The organism is Paenibacillus sp. H1-7, assembly GCF_022354825.1.
In the GTDB taxonomy this organism is placed as follows: domain Bacteria; phylum Bacillota; class Bacilli; order Paenibacillales; family NBRC-103111; genus Paenibacillus_S.
This window is the reverse complement of sequence record NZ_CP031168.1, coordinates 4,200,794-4,222,080: the sequence shown is the minus strand read 5'-3', so window position 1 is coordinate 4,222,080 and position 21,287 is coordinate 4,200,794. Positions and strand designations below refer to the sequence as shown.

Annotated in this window: 17 protein-coding genes; 7 read left to right on the top strand and 10 right to left on the bottom strand. The window is 50.8% G+C overall.

The window, feature by feature from the left end:
• Positions 1 to 60: 60 nt before the first annotated feature.
• Positions 61 to 1,158, bottom strand: coding sequence for a DmpA family aminopeptidase (locus DVH26_RS18700; RefSeq protein WP_239623985.1), 1,098 nt, complete (start codon positions 1,156 to 1,158; stop codon positions 61 to 63).
• A 145-nt stretch (positions 1,159 to 1,303) separates the two neighbouring features.
• On the opposite strand from DVH26_RS18700, the gene DVH26_RS18695 reads away from it, so the two are divergent.
• The 5 genes from DVH26_RS18695 (at position 1,304) to DVH26_RS18680 (ending at position 5,166) form a co-directional block, all read left to right on the top strand.
• On the top strand, positions 1,304 to 2,080 hold the full coding sequence (locus DVH26_RS18695; protein WP_239623983.1) for a hypothetical protein: 777 nt from the start codon (positions 1,304 to 1,306) through the stop codon (positions 2,078 to 2,080).
• A gap of 205 nt (positions 2,081 to 2,285) precedes the next feature.
• Entirely contained in the window at positions 2,286 to 2,576 is a 291-nt protein-coding gene (locus DVH26_RS37315) for a spore germination protein (protein WP_481857609.1), read from the top strand.
• A 213-nt stretch (positions 2,577 to 2,789) separates the two neighbouring features.
• Positions 2,790 to 3,194: a MarR family winged helix-turn-helix transcriptional regulator gene (locus DVH26_RS18690; RefSeq protein WP_239635423.1), complete on the top strand. Its 405-nt coding sequence runs from the start codon at positions 2,790 to 2,792 to the stop codon at positions 3,192 to 3,194.
• Positions 3,191 to 4,072 carry a pirin family protein gene (locus DVH26_RS18685; protein ID WP_239623981.1) on the top strand — a complete coding sequence of 294 codons (882 nt, stop codon included), beginning with the start codon at positions 3,191 to 3,193 and terminating at the stop codon, positions 4,070 to 4,072. Before DVH26_RS18690 ends, DVH26_RS18685 begins: the two co-directional genes overlap by 4 nt.
• A 152-nt stretch (positions 4,073 to 4,224) precedes the next feature.
• Entirely contained in the window at positions 4,225 to 5,166 is a 942-nt protein-coding gene (locus tag DVH26_RS18680) for a YheC/YheD family protein (RefSeq protein ID WP_239623978.1), read from the top strand.
• Between the two features lie 94 nt (positions 5,167 to 5,260).
• Here the strand turns inward: DVH26_RS18680 and DVH26_RS18675 are convergent, their stop codons facing one another.
• From DVH26_RS18675 to uvrA, 3 genes are all read right to left on the bottom strand, one after another.
• Positions 5,261 to 5,677, bottom strand: a complete 417-nt coding sequence (locus DVH26_RS18675) for a VOC family protein (RefSeq protein ID WP_239623976.1) — start codon at positions 5,675 to 5,677, stop codon at positions 5,261 to 5,263.
• A gap of 235 nt (positions 5,678 to 5,912) precedes the next feature.
• Positions 5,913 to 6,056: a hypothetical protein gene (locus DVH26_RS18670; protein ID WP_239623974.1), complete on the bottom strand. Its 144-nt coding sequence runs from the start codon at positions 6,054 to 6,056 to the stop codon at positions 5,913 to 5,915.
• Positions 6,057 to 6,171: 115 nt separating this feature from the next.
• Positions 6,172 to 8,679, bottom strand: a complete 2,508-nt coding sequence (gene uvrA / locus DVH26_RS18665; RefSeq protein WP_239623972.1) for an excinuclease ABC subunit UvrA — start codon at positions 8,677 to 8,679, stop codon at positions 6,172 to 6,174.
• Positions 8,680 to 8,876: 197 nt separating this feature from the next.
• Between uvrA and DVH26_RS18660 the strand changes: the two genes are divergently transcribed.
• Both DVH26_RS18660 and DVH26_RS18655 read left to right on the top strand, forming a co-directional pair.
• Positions 8,877 to 9,584: a MerR family transcriptional regulator gene (locus DVH26_RS18660; RefSeq protein WP_239623970.1), complete on the top strand. Its 708-nt coding sequence runs from the start codon at positions 8,877 to 8,879 to the stop codon at positions 9,582 to 9,584.
• Between the two features lie 72 nt (positions 9,585 to 9,656).
• Positions 9,657 to 10,862, top strand: a complete 1,206-nt coding sequence (locus DVH26_RS18655; protein ID WP_239623967.1) for a cytochrome P450 — start codon at positions 9,657 to 9,659, stop codon at positions 10,860 to 10,862.
• Between the two features lie 159 nt (positions 10,863 to 11,021).
• Here the strand turns inward: DVH26_RS18655 and DVH26_RS18650 are convergent, their stop codons facing one another.
• The 6 genes from DVH26_RS18650 to DVH26_RS18625 form a co-directional block, all read right to left on the bottom strand.
• Complete coding sequence (locus DVH26_RS18650) at positions 11,022 to 12,023, bottom strand: DUF1835 domain-containing protein (RefSeq protein WP_239623964.1); 1,002 nt, start codon at positions 12,021 to 12,023, stop codon at positions 11,022 to 11,024.
• A 112-nt stretch (positions 12,024 to 12,135) separates the two neighbouring features.
• Complete coding sequence (locus tag DVH26_RS18645; protein WP_239623961.1) at positions 12,136 to 12,519, bottom strand: hypothetical protein; 384 nt, start codon at positions 12,517 to 12,519, stop codon at positions 12,136 to 12,138.
• Between the two features lie 36 nt (positions 12,520 to 12,555).
• Entirely contained in the window at positions 12,556 to 14,115 is a 1,560-nt protein-coding gene (locus tag DVH26_RS18640) for a sensor histidine kinase (RefSeq protein ID WP_239623958.1), read from the bottom strand.
• The gene (locus DVH26_RS18635) at positions 14,108 to 14,749 is read right to left on the bottom strand and encodes a response regulator transcription factor (protein WP_239635422.1); all 642 of its coding nucleotides are present in this window, start codon (positions 14,747 to 14,749) and stop codon (positions 14,108 to 14,110) included. The genes DVH26_RS18640 and DVH26_RS18635 overlap by 8 nt, the downstream gene beginning before the upstream one ends.
• A gap of 320 nt (positions 14,750 to 15,069) precedes the next feature.
• Complete coding sequence (locus DVH26_RS18630) at positions 15,070 to 20,589, bottom strand: SdrD B-like domain-containing protein (protein ID WP_239623956.1); 5,520 nt, start codon at positions 20,587 to 20,589, stop codon at positions 15,070 to 15,072.
• The gene (locus tag DVH26_RS18625; protein ID WP_239623953.1) at positions 20,586 to 21,215 is read right to left on the bottom strand and encodes a class D sortase; all 630 of its coding nucleotides are present in this window, start codon (positions 21,213 to 21,215) and stop codon (positions 20,586 to 20,588) included. The genes DVH26_RS18630 and DVH26_RS18625 overlap by 4 nt, the downstream gene beginning before the upstream one ends.
• Between the last annotated feature and the right edge of the window lie 72 nt (positions 21,216 to 21,287).

The window sequence follows — 21,287 nt, the reverse complement described above, 5'->3', positions numbered from 1 at the left end:
TCAAATCCAACACATGGAAAAAGCGACCACCGATCCTGGATGGCCGCTTTCTTTCAACTGCTATTGTTTCCCTTGCATATTGTTAAGAAAGGGAAGGACAATCTCCACAGACAGAGCTTGTACTTCACTTCCGTTATGACCGCGAGTCGATTCCGCCATAAATAAAGAGTTATAGATCGCTTCTTCGGTTGCATCGGCGGCGGCACGGAAGCATTCGGACATTAACGGCCCGTCCTCTCGCAGTATGGTTGACGATACGAGATCGACTTCCGGCTCATGCTGGAACCGGTTTCCATTGCTGAATGCAATCACAATATCTCCGCTGCCATGGTGGGCGATCGAGCCGGTCCGGGCCAGTCCGATGCCCGCTCTTTTGGCTACTCTTCGGAGCTGGCGGGCGTCCATGGGCACATCCGTACCCAGCACGATAATGATCGAACCGTCATTGTTCCCCCGCCCCCGCTCCATTGCCTTATCGCGAAGATGAGCTCCGACAGGTTGGCCGAGTATCGTCAGGTCCTCGGCGCGACCGAAATTCGTCAGTACCAGCACCCCGATGTGACAGTCCTTGCCGCTTATTGTGATTCGCCGGGAAGATGAACCGATCCCCCCTTTGCAGCCGAAACAGACCATGCCGGTTCCTGCACCGACAGCTCCTTCCGCTACAGGCCGATCCCCTGCTGCTTGCCGGATAGCTTCTACCGCATGCTTCGGCCGGACATGAAGTCCTCTCATATCGTTCAGCAGCCTGTCATTGCATTCCCCTGTTACGATATTGATTGAACCCGCCTGCTCCCCGATTCCCGCATCCACATCCATCATATATTGCAGCGCGCCTTCGGTTACCGCAGGGACGCTGAATGTATTCGTCAGCATGATCGGCGACTCTACAGTTCCAAGCTCGTTCACTTGAACGAGACCGGTCGTTTTGCCGAAGCCGTTAATGACATAGGACGCTGCAGCCACCTTCTCACGAAACACGTTCCCACCGTGCGGCAGTATAGCTGTTACTCCTGTGCGCACCGAGCTATCTTGAGTGTCCGTATGCAGCGTTACATGACCTACGGTTACACCCGGGACATCGGTTATGCTGTTATGCTTGCCGGTCGGCAGCTTCCCCACTGCGAAGCCGTAATCCCGGAAACGTTTCCTGCTCATTGTTCTTCCTCCAACCTCCATTATATGAACGGAATTATTGTATCCAATCCGCACTGTCGTGGCAACTCGGCACAAGGCCGTGTCTCCTGCCACCGCAACAATTCCAGCTTCTTCCACGTATAACTTCATATAAGGAGGGAGGCACTTGTTAAACGATTCGCTTGGAAAACTCGCGCGCTATCCCCTGCTAGCCATTATTCCAATAGCTATTGATGCCTTATCTGTGATAATGGGTACAGCGATGAACGGGTTTCATGGAAATCCCCACTTTACATTCAAGCTGGTACTGCAGATGGGATTGCCTTCGGTTGCCGCGGTGACGGAGCAAACCTTCATGCCAGGCTCCGTACAGGTTGTCGGTGCAGGAAGCGTGAACCTGCCGAGCATTCTTGGCATCCTGATGTATCTTGGCATATTCATCGCCGTTCAATCATTTCTTCAAGGCGGGTATGTCGGCTTGCTCTATGACTCGACGGATGGCCGCAGACTCGATTCGAGACGGTTCATTCAGTACGGAGGGCGTTTCTTCTTGCGATTTTTGCTCCTGAATGTATCTGTTCTATTAATCCTGCTAGTTATAGGCGGAATAGCCGCTTTCCTGCTGAGAACGCCGGGGATCATTCTGTTCATGATCCTCTTCCTATGGCTCAGAGTCTTGTTCCTGTTCCTGGAATATACCATCGTAGCCGACGACTGCTCCATCCTGGATGCGATTGCCCGCTCCTACGAGCATTTTCAGCAAAGAACCCCCCTTACGATACCGCTCGTTATCGCCGCGCTTCTGATCAATGTCGCTGCCGGCCTCATCATTAACGCGCTGTGGCTGCCTCTCTTCTTTATCGTATTGCTGGTGCTGTACGATACGATCGGAGCCGGGCTGCAGATCGCATTCATGAACGAATTCCGGCGGATCAGAGGTTAACGAAGCTTACGAAGAAATACCCGGTGAACATCTTGGTTTGCCGGGTTCTTTTTTATGTGCGCAAACATAGCTTTCCCAGTTCAGTCCGTCATGCATGGCCCTATATTGGCAAGGACATACTAAGGCAGAACTTGGGAAAGGAGCCGTATTCGTGAATGCCTAGTGTACATTGAAACGATTACCAATCCTATCAATCTCCGAAAGAATGATTCAGCGCTTGAACGCCATTCAGACCAGCGTCATTACCGACACTACTTCCGTGATTCAAATGATAGTCGACAATAAATATTCGCTCTTTCCCCAATTTATAGAAACCGAACGTCCCGACCGGCTCGTCTATCTGCTGTATTTTCGGCGGCATCGGCGTGCTTGTCGACGGCTCTGCACAGGCATTATCCGGCCCCGCAACGATTGGCCAATTTTTGATCGCTTACTAGGATTATCACTTGCCTTGGCACATAGGGTCGTTCTTCCGAATTTTGCGCATAATTCATAGGCCATACTTCTTTTTCGTCAGTAACTATAAAAATCTTGACAAAGTGACGGAATTGATTTATCTTTAATTCAAGATAATTTAACTCAAGATAATTTCTTCTCATCGAGCCATCAAGATTAAATTATCCGTCCCTGCACATCTCAAGCTGACAGGAGGGATTCAAACTTGATTACGGAACCGGACGAGGAGTCTATACAAACCTCCCTTAAGCTGATGGTCGTTCTGTCCAAGGCTTATAAAAGCGTGATGGATAAAGCGGTCAAGGACATTAAACAATACGACCTCTCCCCTTCCGAATTTGGGATATTGGAAGTGCTGTATACGAAGGGAAGCATCCCGCTGCAGCAAATTGGCGACAAAATTCTGATTACAAGCGGGACCATGACCTACAATATCGATAAGCTGGAAAAGAAACAGCTATTACGGCGGATTCACGGACAGGAGGATCGCCGAATGGTGTATGCGGAGCTGACTGACAAAGGCAAGGAATTCATTCAGCATATCATGCCCCGCCATGCCGCCCATATTCACAGCATGATGCAGAGCTTGTCAGACCATCAAAAGAATGAAGCCATCGCGCTTCTAAAATTACTTGGCAAAGGAGTAGATGAAGCATGACTGCATTAAGAACCATACAAGGCACCTACAAGGGGGCTCCCTTTCACATGGTGGGAGACGGATTCAGGGTATCCAACTACTTCCCGTCGGGAACGAATTTTCAACAACGGTTCAGCCCCTTTATTTTGATGGACTATAACGCTCCGTTCGTGTTTCCTCCAAGCGACAACGTCAAAGGTGTAGGCGCTCATCCTCACCGCGGATTTGAAACCGTGACTATCGCTTATGACGGGTATATCGAGCACAACGATAATTCAGGCAATCATGGTATTATCGGTCCCGGCGACGTGCAATGGATGACAGCCGGTTCGGGATTGCTGCACAAGGAATACCATGAACGGGAGTTCTCCAAACGAGGCGGCCTGTTTCACATGATTCAGCTGTGGGTCAACCTGCCGCGGAGTCAAAAGATGCATCCGCCCCAATACCAAGAGCTGCTGAAAGCTCAGATGGGAAAAGTCGAGCTGCCAGATGACGGCGGCGCCGTCCGGGTCATTGCCGGCGAATATAAGGAAGTGCGTGGTCCGGCACAGACTTTTACTCCCATCCATTTGTTTGACATCCAATTTAATCTGAACGGTAAAGCGGAATTCACCCTGCCGGAATCGTATAACACCGGTTTGCTGGTGCTTAAGGGCAGTTTGCAAATCAACGATATCCAGATCGCGGCTGCGGGAGACTTCATCTTGTTCGATAACGTACCGGGTGACATTGTTCTTGAAGCACTGACGGATGATGCTCTGGTTATCGTATTAAGCGGCGAACCCATCGACGAGCCGATGGTCCAGCGCGGTCCGTTCGTTATGAACAGTCATGCAGAAATTATGGAAGCCTTCCAGGATTTTCAGCTCGGCAAAATGGGTAATCCGGATTTTTAACCTTATAGCATATAACATTGACGGAGGGGCTGGCGCTCTTCCGTCTTTCTCGTCACCTCCCTATGCCGGAATCTCTAAATCAATCAAAAGCCTGTTCCACTCGCAGGACAGGGTGCATATATTACTATGCGACCATATGGGAGGTAGATAAAGTGAAGCAGAATGCAAGGCAAGGGAATCAAAACATCGAAAGGATGAAGAAAAAGAATCCGAGAGTCAGACCAAGAGCCGCTCAAAATACCAAGCCCTATAAGACCCGCCGTCAGGCTCATCAACTTAGCCTATCGAACCTGGATGACATCCAGCCCTATGCGATTGGGAACGAAGCGGTCCTGAATCCGGGTCAAGCCAAGATTAGAGCACGGAGGCGCCGGTTGAAGTACGGCAAGCTTCGCAAACATTTCTATATGACTAGGTTCAAAGTCGTCCGCAGGCATCTGCCGGATACGAGAAAGGCTACAAGAGATAACTTGAGAGCCATGCTAAGGGCCTACCCTTCCCTATTTCTGAAACCGGATTTGGGATCCGGCGGCCACGGAATACTTAAAATTATGAAGACTCCCTCCTCGTACACGGTAAAATACGGCACGGAAACGAAGCATTATACTTCATTCCGTTCACTTTATACCATGATTCGTCCGCTTCTGCTAAAAAGAAGATATGTTCTGCAAAAAGGGATTCGATTGCTGAGAATCAAGCAACGTCCCTTCGATATCCGGGTAATGGTGCAAAAGAACAGAAACAGAAAATTCGTCGTAACCGGCATCATCGGTCGTTTGGCCAAAGAAGGCAAGATTGTCACCAATTATCATAGCGGCGGCACCCCGCTGCCTGTCGACGTTCTGCTGCGTAACCATATCGGCATCAAAAGAAGAGGACGTTACGTTAAAAAAATTGCGTTGGTAGGAAAACGAGCCAGCATCGCCATGAGCAAAAGGTTCCGTGACCTTAAAGCATTCGGAGTCGATATAGCTATTGATCCGGCGAAGAAGCTGTGGATTCTGGAGGTCAATACCAAGCCGGATAAACAAATATTCAATACGCTGAACGATAAGACTATGTACAGAAGAGTGCTTCGATTTGCAAATTACTAATGGATTAGCGCCGCTTATCCTTTCAATAATAGAAAACCTCCCTAAGCTTTTATCTAAGCCTGGGGAGGTTTTTGTCTATCTCAACGCATACTTTTTATTGCGGATCCACAGCACTCATGTCCATGTAGATGACTTCCCAAATATGGCCGTCTACATCCTGGAAGCTTCGGCTGTACATAAATCCTTGATCCATCGGTTCGCTGTTAGACGATCCGCCTGCAGCCACTGCCTTATTTACGATCTCGTCGACTTGCGCTCTGCTGCTGGCCGACAAGCCTACGATGACTTCGGCACTCTTGGTCGTGTCCGTAATTTCCTTCTTAGTAAATGAGCTGAAAAATGGTTCCACTAGCAGCATAGCGAAGATGCTGTCGCTTATCACTAGGCAAGCTGCGTTCTCGTCGGTGAAATGAGGGTTGAATTCAAACCCTGCTTTTTTGAAAAAGTCCATCGATTGCTGCAAGTCCTTAACCGGTAAATTAACAAAAATTTTGTCGGATGTCACTGCCACTCTCTATCACCTCATGCGTAGGATTAATTAGTACCTGTACCTTAATAGTAGCATAGGGTTTCGGCTATCGTTTCTTATAGATTGCTATGTTACTTTGAAGGAATAAGTGTTGTAACGTCCGTTATCGGAGGAATATCTTAAGATATTGCCGTCTCACAAAAAAAAGCAGCTGCCGGGACACCCTATTAGGAATGCCGCCGGATGCCGCCTTAAATTAAATCATCTATGTCTTGATTTAGATATATACGGGATGCTCATTGCCAAGCAAATAATTAATAATAAAATAGGCTATCGGGCTAAGAATAATCAAAGTAAACAAAGTGATGATAAGACCTAATCCGCTGAAGCGGTTCTGTTCGTTTGCTTTTGCCAATTCCATAGTATCGTCCCCCATATCATGTCGATTGTACCTCTTAGACATCATTATAGGAGTCTATACGTCAAAAGTAAGTGATATAAATCACAAGCTAACGAGCCTCGCTCGGGCTGATGGGCTAGCATTGACCTGCAAGCGCCAAGCTTAAAAAATTGCCGGTTGCCGAAGCGCGGTTATTCGCGACCTGCTCGGGTGTTCCCTCTGCGACCAGCTCACCGCCTGCGGTTCCGCCGTCCGGGCCGATATCGATAACCCAATCCGCCTCACGGATGAGCTCAAGGCTGTGCTCGACTACAATGACTGTGTTGCCGGCATCGACCAGCTTGTCTAGCAGCAGGTGAAGCCGCTTGACATCAGTAGGGTGAAGCCCTGTCGTTGGCTCGTCGAGCAAGTAAAGCGTGTGCGTTCTTGTCTTTTTGCTCAGCTCCTTGGCCAGCTTGATCCGCTGCCCTTCTCCGCCTGACAAGGTTTTGACGGATTGCCCCCATTGCAAGTACCCTAGCCCTACTTCGCACAGCAGCTCGATCATGCTGTATATTTTCGCTTTCGATTGGAAGATCGGCAGCGTCTCCTGCACCGTTAAATTCAATAAATCCGATATGGAGTACCCTTCGAATTTGACCTTCAACACGTCTTCATTGAATCTTCTGCCTTTGCAGGCGGGGCAAGTAATCTCCGTACTAGGAAGAAAATTCATCTCCACCGGCAAAACGCCAAGCCCTTGGCATGCTTCGCATCTTCCTCCCGGCGTATTGAAGGAGAAATGCTTCGACGTCAGCTTATTCCTCTTGGCTTCCGGCAATCCGGCATACAGATTCCGCAGCTGAGTATACACGTCGGTATACGTAGCGACGTTGGAGCGCTGCATTCTGCCTATCGGCGACTGATCGACGATGATTTTATTACCGATATGCTCGAAGCCGGTAATTCCGTCACATCCTTCGACAGCCTCCTCCCCGCCTTGCGCCAGCAAATCGAACAGCAGCGTCGATTTCCCCGAACCGGAGACACCGGTCACGGATATGAAACTGCCCAAGGGAAAGGATACGTCGATATGCTTCAAATTGCGGGCATGAGCATTGCGAATCGTAAGGAAACGCCCATTCCCTTGCCTCCGTCTCCGGTCAGGCACGGCTCGAGCTTCATTCCTCAAATAGGCTCCAGTAACCGAATGCTCGCTATCCATAAGCTCCTCCAGGCTTCCTTGACCTACGATCGTGCCCCCGTTGCGGCCTGCGCCCGGACCCACATCGATAATATGGTCTGCCGCCCGCATTACATCCACGTCGTGCTCGATAACGAGAACTGTGTTACCTAAATCTCGGAGCTGCTTCAGCACACGGATGAGACCCGCCGTATCGCGGGGATGGAGTCCCGTCGTCGGCTCATCCAAAATATATAGTACCCCCGTCAATCCGGAGCCCAATAGCGATGCAAGCCGCAGCCGCTGCGCTTCGCCGCCCGATAACGTCACCGTCTGCCGATGCAGCGATAAGTAACCAAGCCCAACATCCATAATCCGCTCGAGCCGGACGGGTACATCATGCAGAACAGGCTCAAGCAGATGGAAGCCTTCGACGGGCAGATGGTCTCTCAATTGCCGCGTCCAGCGCAGCACCTCTTCCAGCGGCCATTCGGCCACTTCGGATAAGGACGCTCCGGCAACCGTAACCTGGCGTACTTCCTTTTTCAATCGTCCGCCCTGGCATCCGGTGCATAGCTTGACACGAAAGAGCTCCGCTTCCCTCTCCATCGGCCCCTGATCGCCGTCCTTCTCTTTATATCTGCGCCATATTCCGGTAATGATTCCTTCAAACTTGCCGCCATTGACCGTTTTCGGAGGCTTCTTGTCCGGGTAGTGGCGCAAGAATTCCGGGCTTTCCACGCCGTAATATAACACATCTCGCTGAATGTCGTTGTAATCTTTCAGTGGCATATCTGGATCAAAGCTGAAGCCGTAATACTTCGCTGCCGCCAGCAAAATACTAGAATAATATTCGTTCAGCACATCATACAGGAATGTGACTCCTCCGCTCCGCAAGCTTAACTCCGGATTGAATACAGCCTCCATAATCAAGGTGGCGACGTTCCCGAGACCGCTGCATACCTCGCATGCGCCTTCGGGTTTATTAAAAGAGAAATGGGCCATACCGAATTTCTCAAGCTCCATAAGGCAGTGCGGGCACGTGATGGATCCGGCTCTTGACTCTTCTTCCTCCATCATAACGGTTCCCGGCTCCTGAAAGCTTGGAGGGATCATTCCTTTGCAGCCTGGGCATATTCTCTGCCCTAGTCTGGAGTATACGAAGCGCAGGTAAGTGTAAATATCCGTAACCGTTCCGACTGTAGAACGTGGATTCCGGTTGGTAACATGCTGACCGATGCTGATGGATGGCGAAAGTCCTTCTATCGACTCCACCTTCGGCTTGCTTACGGAATCGGGTACCATCCCCATGGACTCCATATACTGCCTTTGGCATTCCCGCTGCAGCGTATCCATGGCCAATGTCGATTTGCCTGACCCGGACGGGCCGGTAACAACAACAAGCTTGAACTTCGGGATAGATAGTGAAACATGTTTTAAATTATTCTCGTGCGCACCTTTAATGACGATTGCATCCTTCATACAATTCCTCCTTTTAATTCGGGGTCATGATTGGAACGGAATGATGGCCATCAAATGATCCGCTCGATTCAATAATAGAATACTACATTGATGCAAGTGGGAAGGTTTAGAATCATGTTTGGCCTGTAACAGGCATTTTCTTGACAAAACCTTGACACAGCTGTTTAATGTTTTTATCTGTGGTCCGGAGGTTTTCAATGACAATAAGACCTATCGATATTGCAAGAAAATTGCATATCAGCACCAACACCTTAAGGCATTATGAGGAATGGGGGATCGTTCCTCCCGTAGAACGCGGTCCTAACGGCTATCGGATATATACGGAGCTGCATGTCGCTTATTTCGAGTGTATACGTGTCCTAAATGATGGAATTGGCATGCAGAAGACGGCGCAGATGATGAAGCTGACACTTCAGGGCAGGACGGATGAAGCATTATGGATATTGAACCAATGTCAAGCCGAGCTATATCAGGATAAGCTCATCGCAGAAAAAGCCGTGCAAGCTCTAGAAACTGAGGATACGAATTTGCTCCCCGCCAAAAAAGGAAAAAAAGGATTGACCATCGGCGAAATATCCGTACAAACCATGATTCCGACTACCGCTATCCGCCATTGGGAAAAAGCGGGACTGCTTACCATATCCCGGGATCGGGAGAACGGGTACCGGGTTTTCACCCCCGCCAATTTGCGGCAAATATTAATTATCCGTACTCTGAAAACGGCGTTTTGGTCTCTCGATATCATTAAGCAAATTATTTCGGAGCTCGACGATAATCAAGTGGCAACGGCTATCAAGACCGCCAGGGAAGCGCTGCTTTATCTCAATCATATGAACCGGAATCAGCTTCGCGGCGCTTCTTATTTCCATCGTTTGATGGACCTGCTCTCTTCCTCCCCTGCATGAAGGTTTTTCCTGCCGCAATACGGGGTAAATTAGAAGGGTAAGTATAACCAATCCGAGAGGAGTCATTAATGAATGGATGCCGTAAAAGCTGAACGCTATGCGAATATTCTCCCTATGGAGGAATTAAACACGCCGGAAAAAAGACTGCTGCCCTTCACTATTTACAATAACCTTCGGACAACCACTCCTGTCCGGTATGATGAAAGCCGCGGCTGCTGGGATGTGTTTCGATATGAGGACGTCCACCGGATTTTGAAGGATCCCGCTACTTTCTCTTCCGTACGCAAGCTCGCTGAGAGAGATACCATCCTGACGATGGACCCGCCGCGGCACACTCAGATGAGAGCCCTTGTCAATAAAGCATTTACTCCCAAAGTAGTTAACGATCTCGCTCCTCACATCGCCTCCATTACCCAAGAGCTTCTGGATGCCGTTGCATCCAAAGGCCAAATGGATACCGTTCACGATCTCGCCGTCCCGCTTCCCGTAATAGTCATAGCTGAGCTGCTCGGGGTGCCGCCCAAAGACAGACATCTGTTTAAAGAATGGTCGGATATTCTCGTCAAAGGTCCGGATGTAAATACGGATGAAGCTTTCCGGCAAGTCATGATGGAAAAAGCGCAGGCGATGAAGGAGCTGAATGCCTATTTTGCCGTCATCCTTGAGGAACGACGTCAAAAGCCGCAGGAGGATTTGATTTCGCTGCTGCTGGAAGCCGAGGTGGAAGGGCAGAAGCTCACGGATGAGGAATTGCTAGGCTTCTGTATCCTGCTGCTCGCCGCCGGTAATGAGACGACAACCAATCTGATCACGAATGCCGTGCGCTGGCTGACGGAGGATCAGGAGCTGCAAAAGCAGCTTCAGGAGCAGCCCGAGCTTATTCCGAGCTTCGTAGAGGAGGTGCTTCGTTATTATCCTCCGATCCAGGCCATTGGCCGGGTCGTGATGCAGGATGTCGAAATTCAAGGCATACCGATTAAAGCAGGACAGCAAGTTGTCTCTTGGGTCGCAGCGGCCAATCGGGATGACAACAAATTTCCCGATCCTGACCGCTTTATTGTGGACCGGAAGCCGAATGCGCATCTCTCCTTTGGATTTGGCACCCATTTTTGCCTTGGAGCTCCATTAGCCCGATTGGAAGGACAGGTTGTACTTTCGCATCTGCTCCAGCGGTTTCACGATATTGAATTCGTCAGCGGATCCGAGCTGCAATACATACAAAGCCCGTTCGTCTTTGGAGTGAAGCAGTACCCTGTACGGTTTCGTTCCGTAAAATAAAAAGCTACCCTCCGCAGTAGAGGATAGCTAACGTGAACGATTTAGATCAAAAAAGGCTGGGGAGGTACCTCCGTGGCGTACCTCCCCAGCCGCTGTTATTTATCGCAAAATCTATTGTTTATTCCCACGAACATCCTCTAGTATTTTCAGTGAAATAAACTAAGTACGAACTATCGATTGCTTGGAGCTATCCCATCTCCAATGGATCCGGTGACCGGACAGGTGAACTCCGCCGTACCAGCACTCGATTCCGTTCGCCTCCACCCCATCTTCCTTCCCTGCCAGCACCGCTTTGCCAAATGGCGTCAGCTCCAGCTTGCCCTCACGGAACGATGAAATCGATGGGTTCATGTAGTCAGGAAACCGGTCGAAATTGCGAAATGCCAGCAGCGGCTTAGAGCCTTGCGTCATTCGCTCCAGGCGGTACCAATATTGCAAATCCCCCATTCCAAGTCCGTGCAGCTTATCTCCTGTGTGCTTGAATAACGCCAGCGGCGAATGGATACCGCTTTCCACCAGCTCCAGCGTAGTTTGCTCGACTATCCCTAGTCCATTGAGTATGGATGGGAACCGGGCCAGATGAAGCCGGAAGCTATCGCCTGCATAAGGCAGAGCAGCCAAATCACCTTCCTGAAGCAGCTTGTTCAGAACAAGCGGATCCGGAGAGGCATACGCTTCCCATAGCTGTTTGCCCAATTCGAGCGTCTTCTGTCCGACAGGCTGCCATGTACCGACAAGCGACAGCAGCTGTTCTACAGACAATTGGCCCAAGCCTCGGAAATCATCAATGCCAGGGAAAGAATTCAACGACAACAGGCTTAATTTTGTTCCCTCCATCGGCTGTCCTGCGAACCAATGCAGCAAGCAACATAGCATCGCTTGATCGAAAAGGTCATATTCAAACCATAGAACAATCTCTTCATGCTCGCGAAATTGCTCCAGTATACGCTCCTGCTCTTTGCTTAAGGCGATAAACTTTGACGACGGGATGCCCATCGTTTGTTCCAAGTAATTCGCTCGATAGACTCTGTTCGATTCGGATGACGCGTCGACGAACACTGGACCTTCGGACCATATTTCCAGCCATACGAGAACCTCTCCTTGAATCCCGCCTTGCTTCAGCTTATCCCCTACGGTATCGCCATTCACGATATGCAGCATTACCATCAAGCCTCCTTTGCAATGATTATAGCTCCAGATGATGTCTTGTGAGATACTGTCCTTCATTGATGGTAAAGCAGGAGGCGTGATGTTTCAACAGTGATTTCCAAATTTATTCTTTGGGTTGCTTGGTCAGTGTCACCGTTTCTTCTTTATCGTTCCAGCGAATTTGAACCGCCATGCTGCCTTCATTCACATATGGCGCGCTTAGTGTCGCTTTCCCGCTGATCTTCAGCTTCTCGGTCGGCCCCTTGTGCTGGCCGCTTTCTTGAAAATTGGAGCTGTTCTTAAACGTATATTGAACATCGGACACAGGTAATCTGTCTTCGCCGATGTAAGTTATTGAGTACTTCTTCACATTAGCAGGCTCATTAACGGAGCATTCTATATTCCAATACGAGCTCTTACCGCTGTACAGATTCGGTCTTGAGCAACCGATCAATGATGCCAGAACAACAAGAATGACAGCGCCGATCCACATGAATCTTTTGGACATGACAACCACCCCCTCTATCCCCTATTTCCGGATCAACTAAATCAGCTTTATTTTCACATAAAAATGGATTTGTTCATCGCTCTGCTCCGCCCATATCGCTCCGTCGTGCGATTCCACAATGCTTTTGGCAATGGCAAGGCCAAGACCCGATCCGCCTGTATTTGAGGAACGTGATACGTCCACCCGGTAAAATCGGTCGAACAGCTGCTTGATTTCGCTCTCTTCGAGCATCTCCGAACGGTTGCTGAACCTAATGGTCACATAACGCAAATCCTGCTTGACCATAACCGTGATCTTCCCCGGCTTGACACTGTATTTGATGGCATTCGTCAACAAATTTTCGAACACGCGGATCATCTTGTCTACATCGATTTTGACCAGAATCTTTTCCTTTGGGATATGACGCTGGATCGTCAGCTGCTGCTCCTCTGCAGGCGTCACGAACTCTTCTAGCAGCTGATCCAGAAGCTCGTTGATCGCTACGCCTTCCTTCATCATCGGCACATCGTGATTGGACAGCTTCGTATACTCGAACAGATCGTCGATAAGCGATTGAAGCTTCTCCGATTTGTGGTAAGCAATGCCAACGTAGGAGTCCGCCTGCTCTTGCGTTTCGTAGCCTTTGTCGTGCAGCAGGCGCAGGTATCCCATGATCAAGGTTAACGGGGTGCGCAGGTCGTGGGACACATTCGTAATCAGCTCGCTCTTCAGGCGTTCGTTACGCCGCTCCTCTTCGATTTTTTGCTGCAGCTGCTCGACCATCAGATTCATATCCCGGGCCAAAGAGCCCAGCTCGTCTTCACTCCGTTCAATGACGCGATAGCTCAGATTGCCGGTAGCGATAATTCTTAATCCGCCTGCCAGCTCCTCCACATAGCGCATTTTTCTTTGCGTCAAATAGTAAAACAGAAAGATGAACACTGCCGCGGCACCCATAAAAGGCAGCGGGCCTTCGTTTTTTTGATACGTGATGTGGGGCTCAGGAATACCCGAAACGATCAAATACGATTTTTGTCCGTTGTAGTTAACGGGATAAAAGCTGGAATGCACCTTGCGGTTCTCGTTGCCTTCATATCTCGTATTCATGGCATTATCGATGATGCTGTGAATTTCTACATTGGTCTCAGGGGCATTGCTGCTCCGGAAAATTACCCTGCCCTCCAGATCGGTTATCAGAACTTTGTATTGATCATTTTGGACGATCCGCTCGACCCGCTGTTCGAAATCGTCAGACATTTTCTCATCGTGTTGGATATTCGTGTTTTTTTCATCCAAGGTACGGTTTTTTAAATCCATCATCAAGCCTCGCGCCTCATTGTCAATCCGGGAGAGACCTACTTGATAGTCGATGACGGCCTCCCTTTGATATTCCCCGAATATTTCGTCGCCTATAGCATAAGTGAGCGTAGAAGCCAGTAAGCAGACGCAGGTCGTTAAAATCAGCTGAAGTCGAATGCTCCGGCCTATTCTGCCCGATCCGATGAAGTACAGTCTGCGCAGCAGGATAATCAGCTTGCGGACAATATTGAACGGAAACCAGGTGAACGGAAATCGGTTCAGCCTGGAGGATGGATGCAATTCATAACGGCTATTCAACTTTGTAGCCAACCCCCCATACGGTTTTGATATATTTAGGCTTGCGCGGATTCTCCTCGATCTTCTCGCGAATTTTACGAATGTGCACCATAACCGTATTATCCGAATCGAAGTAGGCTTCCTTCCATACCGTCTCGTAAATTTTCTCGATGTTCCAGACGATGCCGCGGTTGCGTGCGAGCAGCTCCAGGATGGCGAATTCTCTCGGCGTCAGTTTGATGTCCCTGCATTGAAGCTTGACTTCCCGCGTCAATGTGTTGATGGTCAATTCATCCACTTCTATTTCATGATCCTTGTTAGCCTGCGGAACATTAAGCCGGGTATATCTCCGCAGCTGGGACTTGATTCTCGCGATCAGCTCCAGCGGATTGAAGGGCTTGCTCATGTAGTCGTCCGCACCCGAGCTTAATCCCCATATTTTATCCATATCCTGGCTTTTTGCCGACAGCATGATGATCGGCATGTTCCGCTGCTCGCGGATTTTGAGGCATGCCTCGATCCCGTCCATTCTAGGCATCATAATATCAAGGACGATGAGATCCACCTCTTCCTTTTGCAGAACCTGGAGCGCCTCCATTCCGTCCGACGCGCGCAGCAGTCTGAAGCCTTCGTTTTTTAAGTAAATTTCCAGCATATCTATGATGTCTTTCTCGTCATCTACCAGCAGTATCGTTGATTGCAATACGATCGTCCCCCTTTTTGCTTTACTTTAACGCACTTTTGTCCTTTTCGTAAATCCGGTCTTACTGGAATCTCTATGTACGTGGAGGAAACCTTCCGCATTCCTTTCTTATGGCTACTACATCCCCTTGCAATATTTAGTATAGCGTCTGAATCTTAACAGATTGGTACTCGGTTTCTTAAAAGTTTCTTAATAAGTTTAAGCAAAAAAGAAAGAGTACGCATCCTCGCTTTCGCTCGGTCTGCGTACTCCATGCTTCATGAAGCTCTAAATTATTGATTTTCGCTTCTTCTTCCTCTAACGGCGATAGTAACAGCAATAACGATCAGTATCATGCCTAACCAAGGTGTCAAAGGCATCGATTCCCCGGTTAAAGGCAGCAGGCCTGCATTAGGGCTATCCGGTTTCTTGTCATCGGAAGGAACATTATCCGGACGGTTCTGATCCTGGTCAGGAGAAGGTTCAGCAGGCTGTTCTCCTGGGGGCTGATTCACAGCCGGATCGGTTGGTTCCGGATGGTTAGTATTAGGCCCGTTCTCCCCGGCCGGCGGCGTGGTGCCAGGATTGTTGCCTCCAGGATTGCTTCCCGGAACCGATCCGGGAGTTCCGCCACCAGGCTGCGGATTCCCAGGCGATCCGCCTCCACCTCCACTGCCGCCACCGCCACCAGGTCCATCTGGCCCGGAAGGATCGGATCTTTTGCGGAGGAATCCGGCGTCGATCGTCATGTTGCGTTCCCCTGCCGCCAACGTAAACCAGTCAGTCGACCCGTCGCTTCTTGCATCGGAGTCGATCGCACGATCCGTACCATTGCCTTTCGAGCTGAATTGATAGCCCGGAGGAAGCTCGAATCTTACACTGTATTTGCCGGCCTGGAGCTGTTCGAATTGATACAGCCCCGCTTGCTCGTATACAGCGCCGGTTACCGTAGTGGAGAGCAGTGTTCCGCTTTCCGAATACAGTCTCACTACAACTCCATTGATTCCCGGCTCACCATCGTTTTGCAGGCCGTCGCTGTTCGTGTCCAGCCATACCCGGTCACCAAGTGCAGCTGCCGGATCGCCCGGACCTGGACCGCCGTCATCGTCTCGAATCATGCCTGCATCAACCGTAAGGTTCGTTTCTCCGGAACCGAGAACAATAACGTCGGTCGATCCGTCCGCTTTAACATCGGAATCGGCGGCTTTATCCGATCCGATACCTTTGCTCGTGAACTCATACCCTGAAGGAAGCTCGACCTTCACGACATAGCTTCCGGATGGCAGCTTATCGAACGAATAATGCCCCGATCTGCCGTATACCGTCTCAGTGACTGTAGTGGACAGCTGCTGACCGGCACCGCTGTACAACGATACGAAGACCCCGTTCACGCCGGTTTCTCCCTCGTTTTGCAGACCGTCACGATTTGTATCATTCCAGACATAATCCCCTATCGAGCCGGAGAATGATGGCTGTTCCCGTTTTACGGATAAGCCGGCATCTATAGTGAGATTTGCCTGACCGGCGCTAAGTGTAACCACATCCGTCATGCCATCGGCATTCACGTTCGAATCGGCAGCGCGATTGTCTCCCGCTTCTTTGGATGTAAACTCATAACCGGAAGGAAGCTCGAACTTCAATTGATAACGGCCAGCCTGCAGCTTATCGAAACGATAGAAGCCCGCCTTGCCGTATACATTGCCGGTTACCGTCGTGTCAAGGTGTTGACCGGAATCGTTGTATAGCTCCACCTTGATCCCGTTCTGACCGGTTTCACCATCGTTTTGGATTCCATCGCGGTTCGAATCAATCCACACGTAATCGCCGAGCGACCCTGTCAAAGGTGGTTCCGGATTCTTCGTAACCCCCGCGTCGATCGTCAAATTAGTTTGGCCGGCAGACAGCGTGACGAAATCCGTCGTCCCGTCCGGTTTGACGTTCGAATCGGCGGCCCTGTCGGTTCCCGCTTCTTTCGGCGAGAACGTATAACCTGCAGGCAGCTCGAATTTCAAAGCGTAGCTCCCGGGCAGCAGATCGCCAAACTGGTAATAGCCGGGATACTCGTACACGGAACCATACACCGATTGACGCACCGTGCCGTACACAGAGCGGTAAACCGAAGACGTCACGGTCGAGTCGAGCATCGCTCCCCGATCGCTGAACAATTTCACGACGACGCCGTTCAAACCGCTAATGCCGTCGTTTTGGATACCGTCTCCATTATGGTCAACCCATACATAATCTCCCAGGACACCTCTGGCCGGCGGCTTCTCTTCCTTGTACACTCCGGCATCGATCGTCCGATTCGCTTCACCGGCTCCGAGCGAAATGATGCCGGTCTTTCCGTCCGCCGGATTGGCGTTGGAGTCCGTGTCGGATGAGGCATCCGTTCCTTGAGTAGTAAAGACATACGAGCCCGGAAGCGTGAACTGGACCTCGTAGCCACCTGCCCACAGCTTGTCGAAGGTGTAATACCCGTCGCCGTATACCGCGTGGTTGACCGTCGAAGTGGTGGCGAGCGTCGCGCCTCTTGAATCGTGCAGCTGCACTTCGACTCCGTTCAACCCGGCTTCCCCGGCATCCTGAACGCCGTTACGATTGCTATCCACCCACACGCGGTTTCCGATGCTGGCGTTTGGACCCATAAGTCCAGCATCGATGGAAGTGTTGCTCTCGTTAGGGGCCAACCGGATCACAGCCGTTGTACCGTCCTCTTTTGCATCCGAATCCAGCTCAGGTCTGGTTCCGTCTCCTTGTCGCGTAAAGATATACCCGGCAGGAAGCTCGAATCGTACGACATATTCGCCGGCCGTTAACCGCTGAAACCCGTACAATCCGCCTTGGGCTGTCGTCGTTGTTCCAAGCTGAAAACCATTGGTGTCCTGCAAAGTTACAGTAACGCCGTCAAGACCCTGTTCCCCGTTGTCTTGAAGCCCGTTTCCGTTCAGGTCGAGCCATACCTTATCGCCGAGACTGCTCTTCGGCGGGTTCAGGCCTGCGTCCACCGTAACAATCTTCTCGCCCGAGCTCAGCCGGACCGGCGCCGTCCATCCGTCCGCTTCGGCATCGGAATCCGTCGTATCGGCTCCTTGATTCGCGACGGTCCACCCGCTGTAGCCTTGCGGTAGTACGAATTTGACTCTGTAGGTACCCGAGGTCAGATTCGTAAACAAATAATAGCCCGGGTTCCCGGCAAAGTCATTGCCGGTTATCGTGGATTGCACTAGGTTGTCATCATTGTTGTACAGCTCGACCCGCACCCCGTTGACACCTTGATCCGCCGCCTCATTCTGAATCCCGTCCTCGTTCAGATCGCGCCAAACATAGTTGCCGATTTCTCCTTTGGCGTCTTCTTGAACAACCATACCGACCTTAAGCGGCTCCGTTGCCAGCAGCGGTTTGTTATTATCCGTACGTTTTGCGGTAAAGCCGAAGGAGCTCCAGGCAGCCTGGTCGTTCGTAGGCGCATTAACCGGCGCTCTCATAACCCATGTCAGTTCTTCTTGAGCTCCCGGCGCGATAATATGCCCGCTCGGGAATTCGAATTTGACTCCGGTGACGGTCGTCAAGTCGGCAGGCGGTACTGTCGACCAATGGCCTCCGGCCATCGATATGTCCGAATCCGCCGTATAATACACTTTAATGCCGCCAGATACGGTAATCTTGTCAGTCAATACCGGACTCCATTTACTGTCCCGGGGCGATTTATCGATAACGCCCAGGTCCCCGACTCGCGGGAAAGCATCGACAATCGTCAAGCCTTGCACCGGAATGTTGCCTACGTTGGTCACTTGGAGCTTATATTCCACTTTTCCTCCGGGGGTTGTTGTGCCTTTGTCGGGGTATCGAGTCCAGTTGGTCCCGTCCAGATCCCCCTGCACCCACTTGACCGATTCGAGCTTGGCTGCCGTATTGACGTAAATGAAGTTGCTGTTGTACACATACCATTTGCCGTTCTTGAACACTTTTTTAGCAAAATCATAGCTGTTCAAATAATCATGCTTGTCGGAAGTCACGTCCACCTGGTTCGTAATATAGCCGCTCGGGGTGCCCGCCTTGATCTTCGCCTCGAATTCCAGCTCGATCTTCTTGTTGGTTCCTATTACGGCAGGATTCGTATCATCCCACAACCATCGGAGCAGAGTTCGGCCCGTCGCCGCATCCGGCTGCTGCTCGATCCGTGGAGCCGGAAGGTTCAGTCCGTCGTCACTCGCCAGCCTCGCGCTGCCCGATACGTATTGTATCTCGGAAGGCAGCAAATCCTCGATAACCGGGTTCCGGAACAGAGAGCTGCTGAATTCGGTATTTCTTACGGAGATGCGGTATTTGACCTTGTCTCCCGGGGAGTAGAATGTCGCTCCCTCCGTCTGCTTGATCACCTCAATCAGCGGCCGGTCCTGCACCATATACAGCGATGCGCTGCTTTGGTGCTCCACTGCTTTCCCTGCAAAAAGATACTGCAGCACGGCCGTATTCGTTACTTTGTGGCTCTCATCCGGACGAACCGGCGCGTTGTAGCCCTCATCCAGCTTATACCTAATTTCAAAATTGCCGATTTGACTGAAGTCTACCGGAACCTCACCGAAGAGGATACGAAAGCCTTTAATAACCGTTCCCGGGCCGACCGCATTAGCGGCCATCAACGTTACCCGCTGATCCGCACGTACCGTTCCCCAGTCCTTCCATTCCCCGTATACATTATCGGCTACCGTATATTGAACCCGGTAGGATGAGATGCCTGTAAACGTAGGCGTGAATATTTGCAGCAGCTCCAATGGAGCGGGTACCATATCGGTCATTGTGTAGTTTTGCAAAGGGATGTTGGAGCGGCTGGACAAATTTCCAATATAGAAGTTAGCCTCTTGTCCCGGAGAAATCTCTTGCTGCCGGTTATGCACCCACTTGGAAAATCCGCTCCCATCGTTCCCGGACTCGGAGGTAAAGGAGTGAGCTGCATTCGCCTTCAATGTCACTGCCGCCGATTGCAGCGGGGTGAATGACGCTTCCGCTTCGTTCACTACCTCTCCGGTAATGCTGTCCGGGTATTTCACCTTCACCCACAGCTCCTTGAAGCTGACTCCCTCTCCGAGAGTGCCGAGCCTCCAGGTAATCTGATTGCCTGCGACCGCATCCGGTGCGGGCCGCGCCGATACAAACTGGGCTTGGGCGGGAAGAATATCGCGTACGACAACGTTTTGCAGCTCGAGCTTGCCGGCAGTGTTAGGGGTATTATCAAATAAGGTCACCTTGTATTCGACCTCGCTGCCGGGCTTAGGCAAGAGCTCATTAATCGGTCTTGAACGTTCCTTCGTCAGCTTCCAATCAGCAGCAGCCTGAGCGGTTACTGTCACGATATTGGATTCTTTGCCGCCTTGATCGCTCTCGAACTTACTCTGTGCGCGAGCTTGCGTATTGTTGGGTGTCAAGTAATTGGGAAAATGGGCGTTCACCTGAAGCGTGCCGGTCGTTCCGGCTTTTACGACACCGTTGAATCGAAAAACTACCGTGCGGCTTGCCGCTTGATACGAATGCGACGTATCTCCCGCATCGAATGCCGAGTCAAAGATTAAAGATTCAGGTAAGGGCAGGACAATTTGCGCATTCGTATACTGCTGCGTTGTACTGGAGACGCTGTAGTCGATCTCGTACGAGAACGCTCTCCCTGAAGGTACAACGGCAACCGAGCTTCTCATCTCGATTTGAATGCCGTCCGAGGCGGCGGCTGCCGTCCATGCGGTTATCGGCACCATGAATACGTGGAAAAGAAGCAGCAGCACCCAGACAACAGCCTGCCTCTTTATCATCGTTCTCATTGTTTCATTTCTCCTCTAGCTTCATTGCATGGCTTTTCCATCAGAACGGCCTTTACTATGAGCCTGTGAGTGGGATTGTATTTCGGCTCGCACGTGATTAGTGTCAGCTCAGCCTTGTCCTTGCTTTGCTCCAGAACGGACAGATCGTCCGGCTTGACCAGAAACTTGGATGTGACGGAATACACGTACGTATCGTCCCGGGTATCGAGCTTGATGCTGTCCCCTGCCGCCAGCTCATCCAGCCGGCTGAATTGCTTGCCGTACGTCCAGCTGCGATGCCCGGCTATTACATAATTGCCGGTAGAGCCTGGACTTCGGCCCGGTACGACGGTGCCGACACCGGTTTTTAACGATTCAGGATCCGCACCTTCAACAATCGGCTCTTCCATATTCAAGGCTTCGATGGACAGAACGCCGAGCACAGGGTAACCGTCTAGCTTAACCGGCTCCGGAACGATGGAGCGACCGGATTCTTGCACCTTCGGCTCGGTGATGGTTACGGAGTGTATCACTCCGCCTTCGGAAGAGCCCAAGGAAACCGTCTCAAGCTGTTTCCACGTATTCCATTGGTCAAGCATGGATATTCGGCGCTGCTCCTGCACATGCCGATCCCACAGCGGCTGCAAAATCAAAACAATTCCTGTAATGGACAGAACGACAACGAATGCGATTCGCAGCAGATTCGGACGAATGGTGCA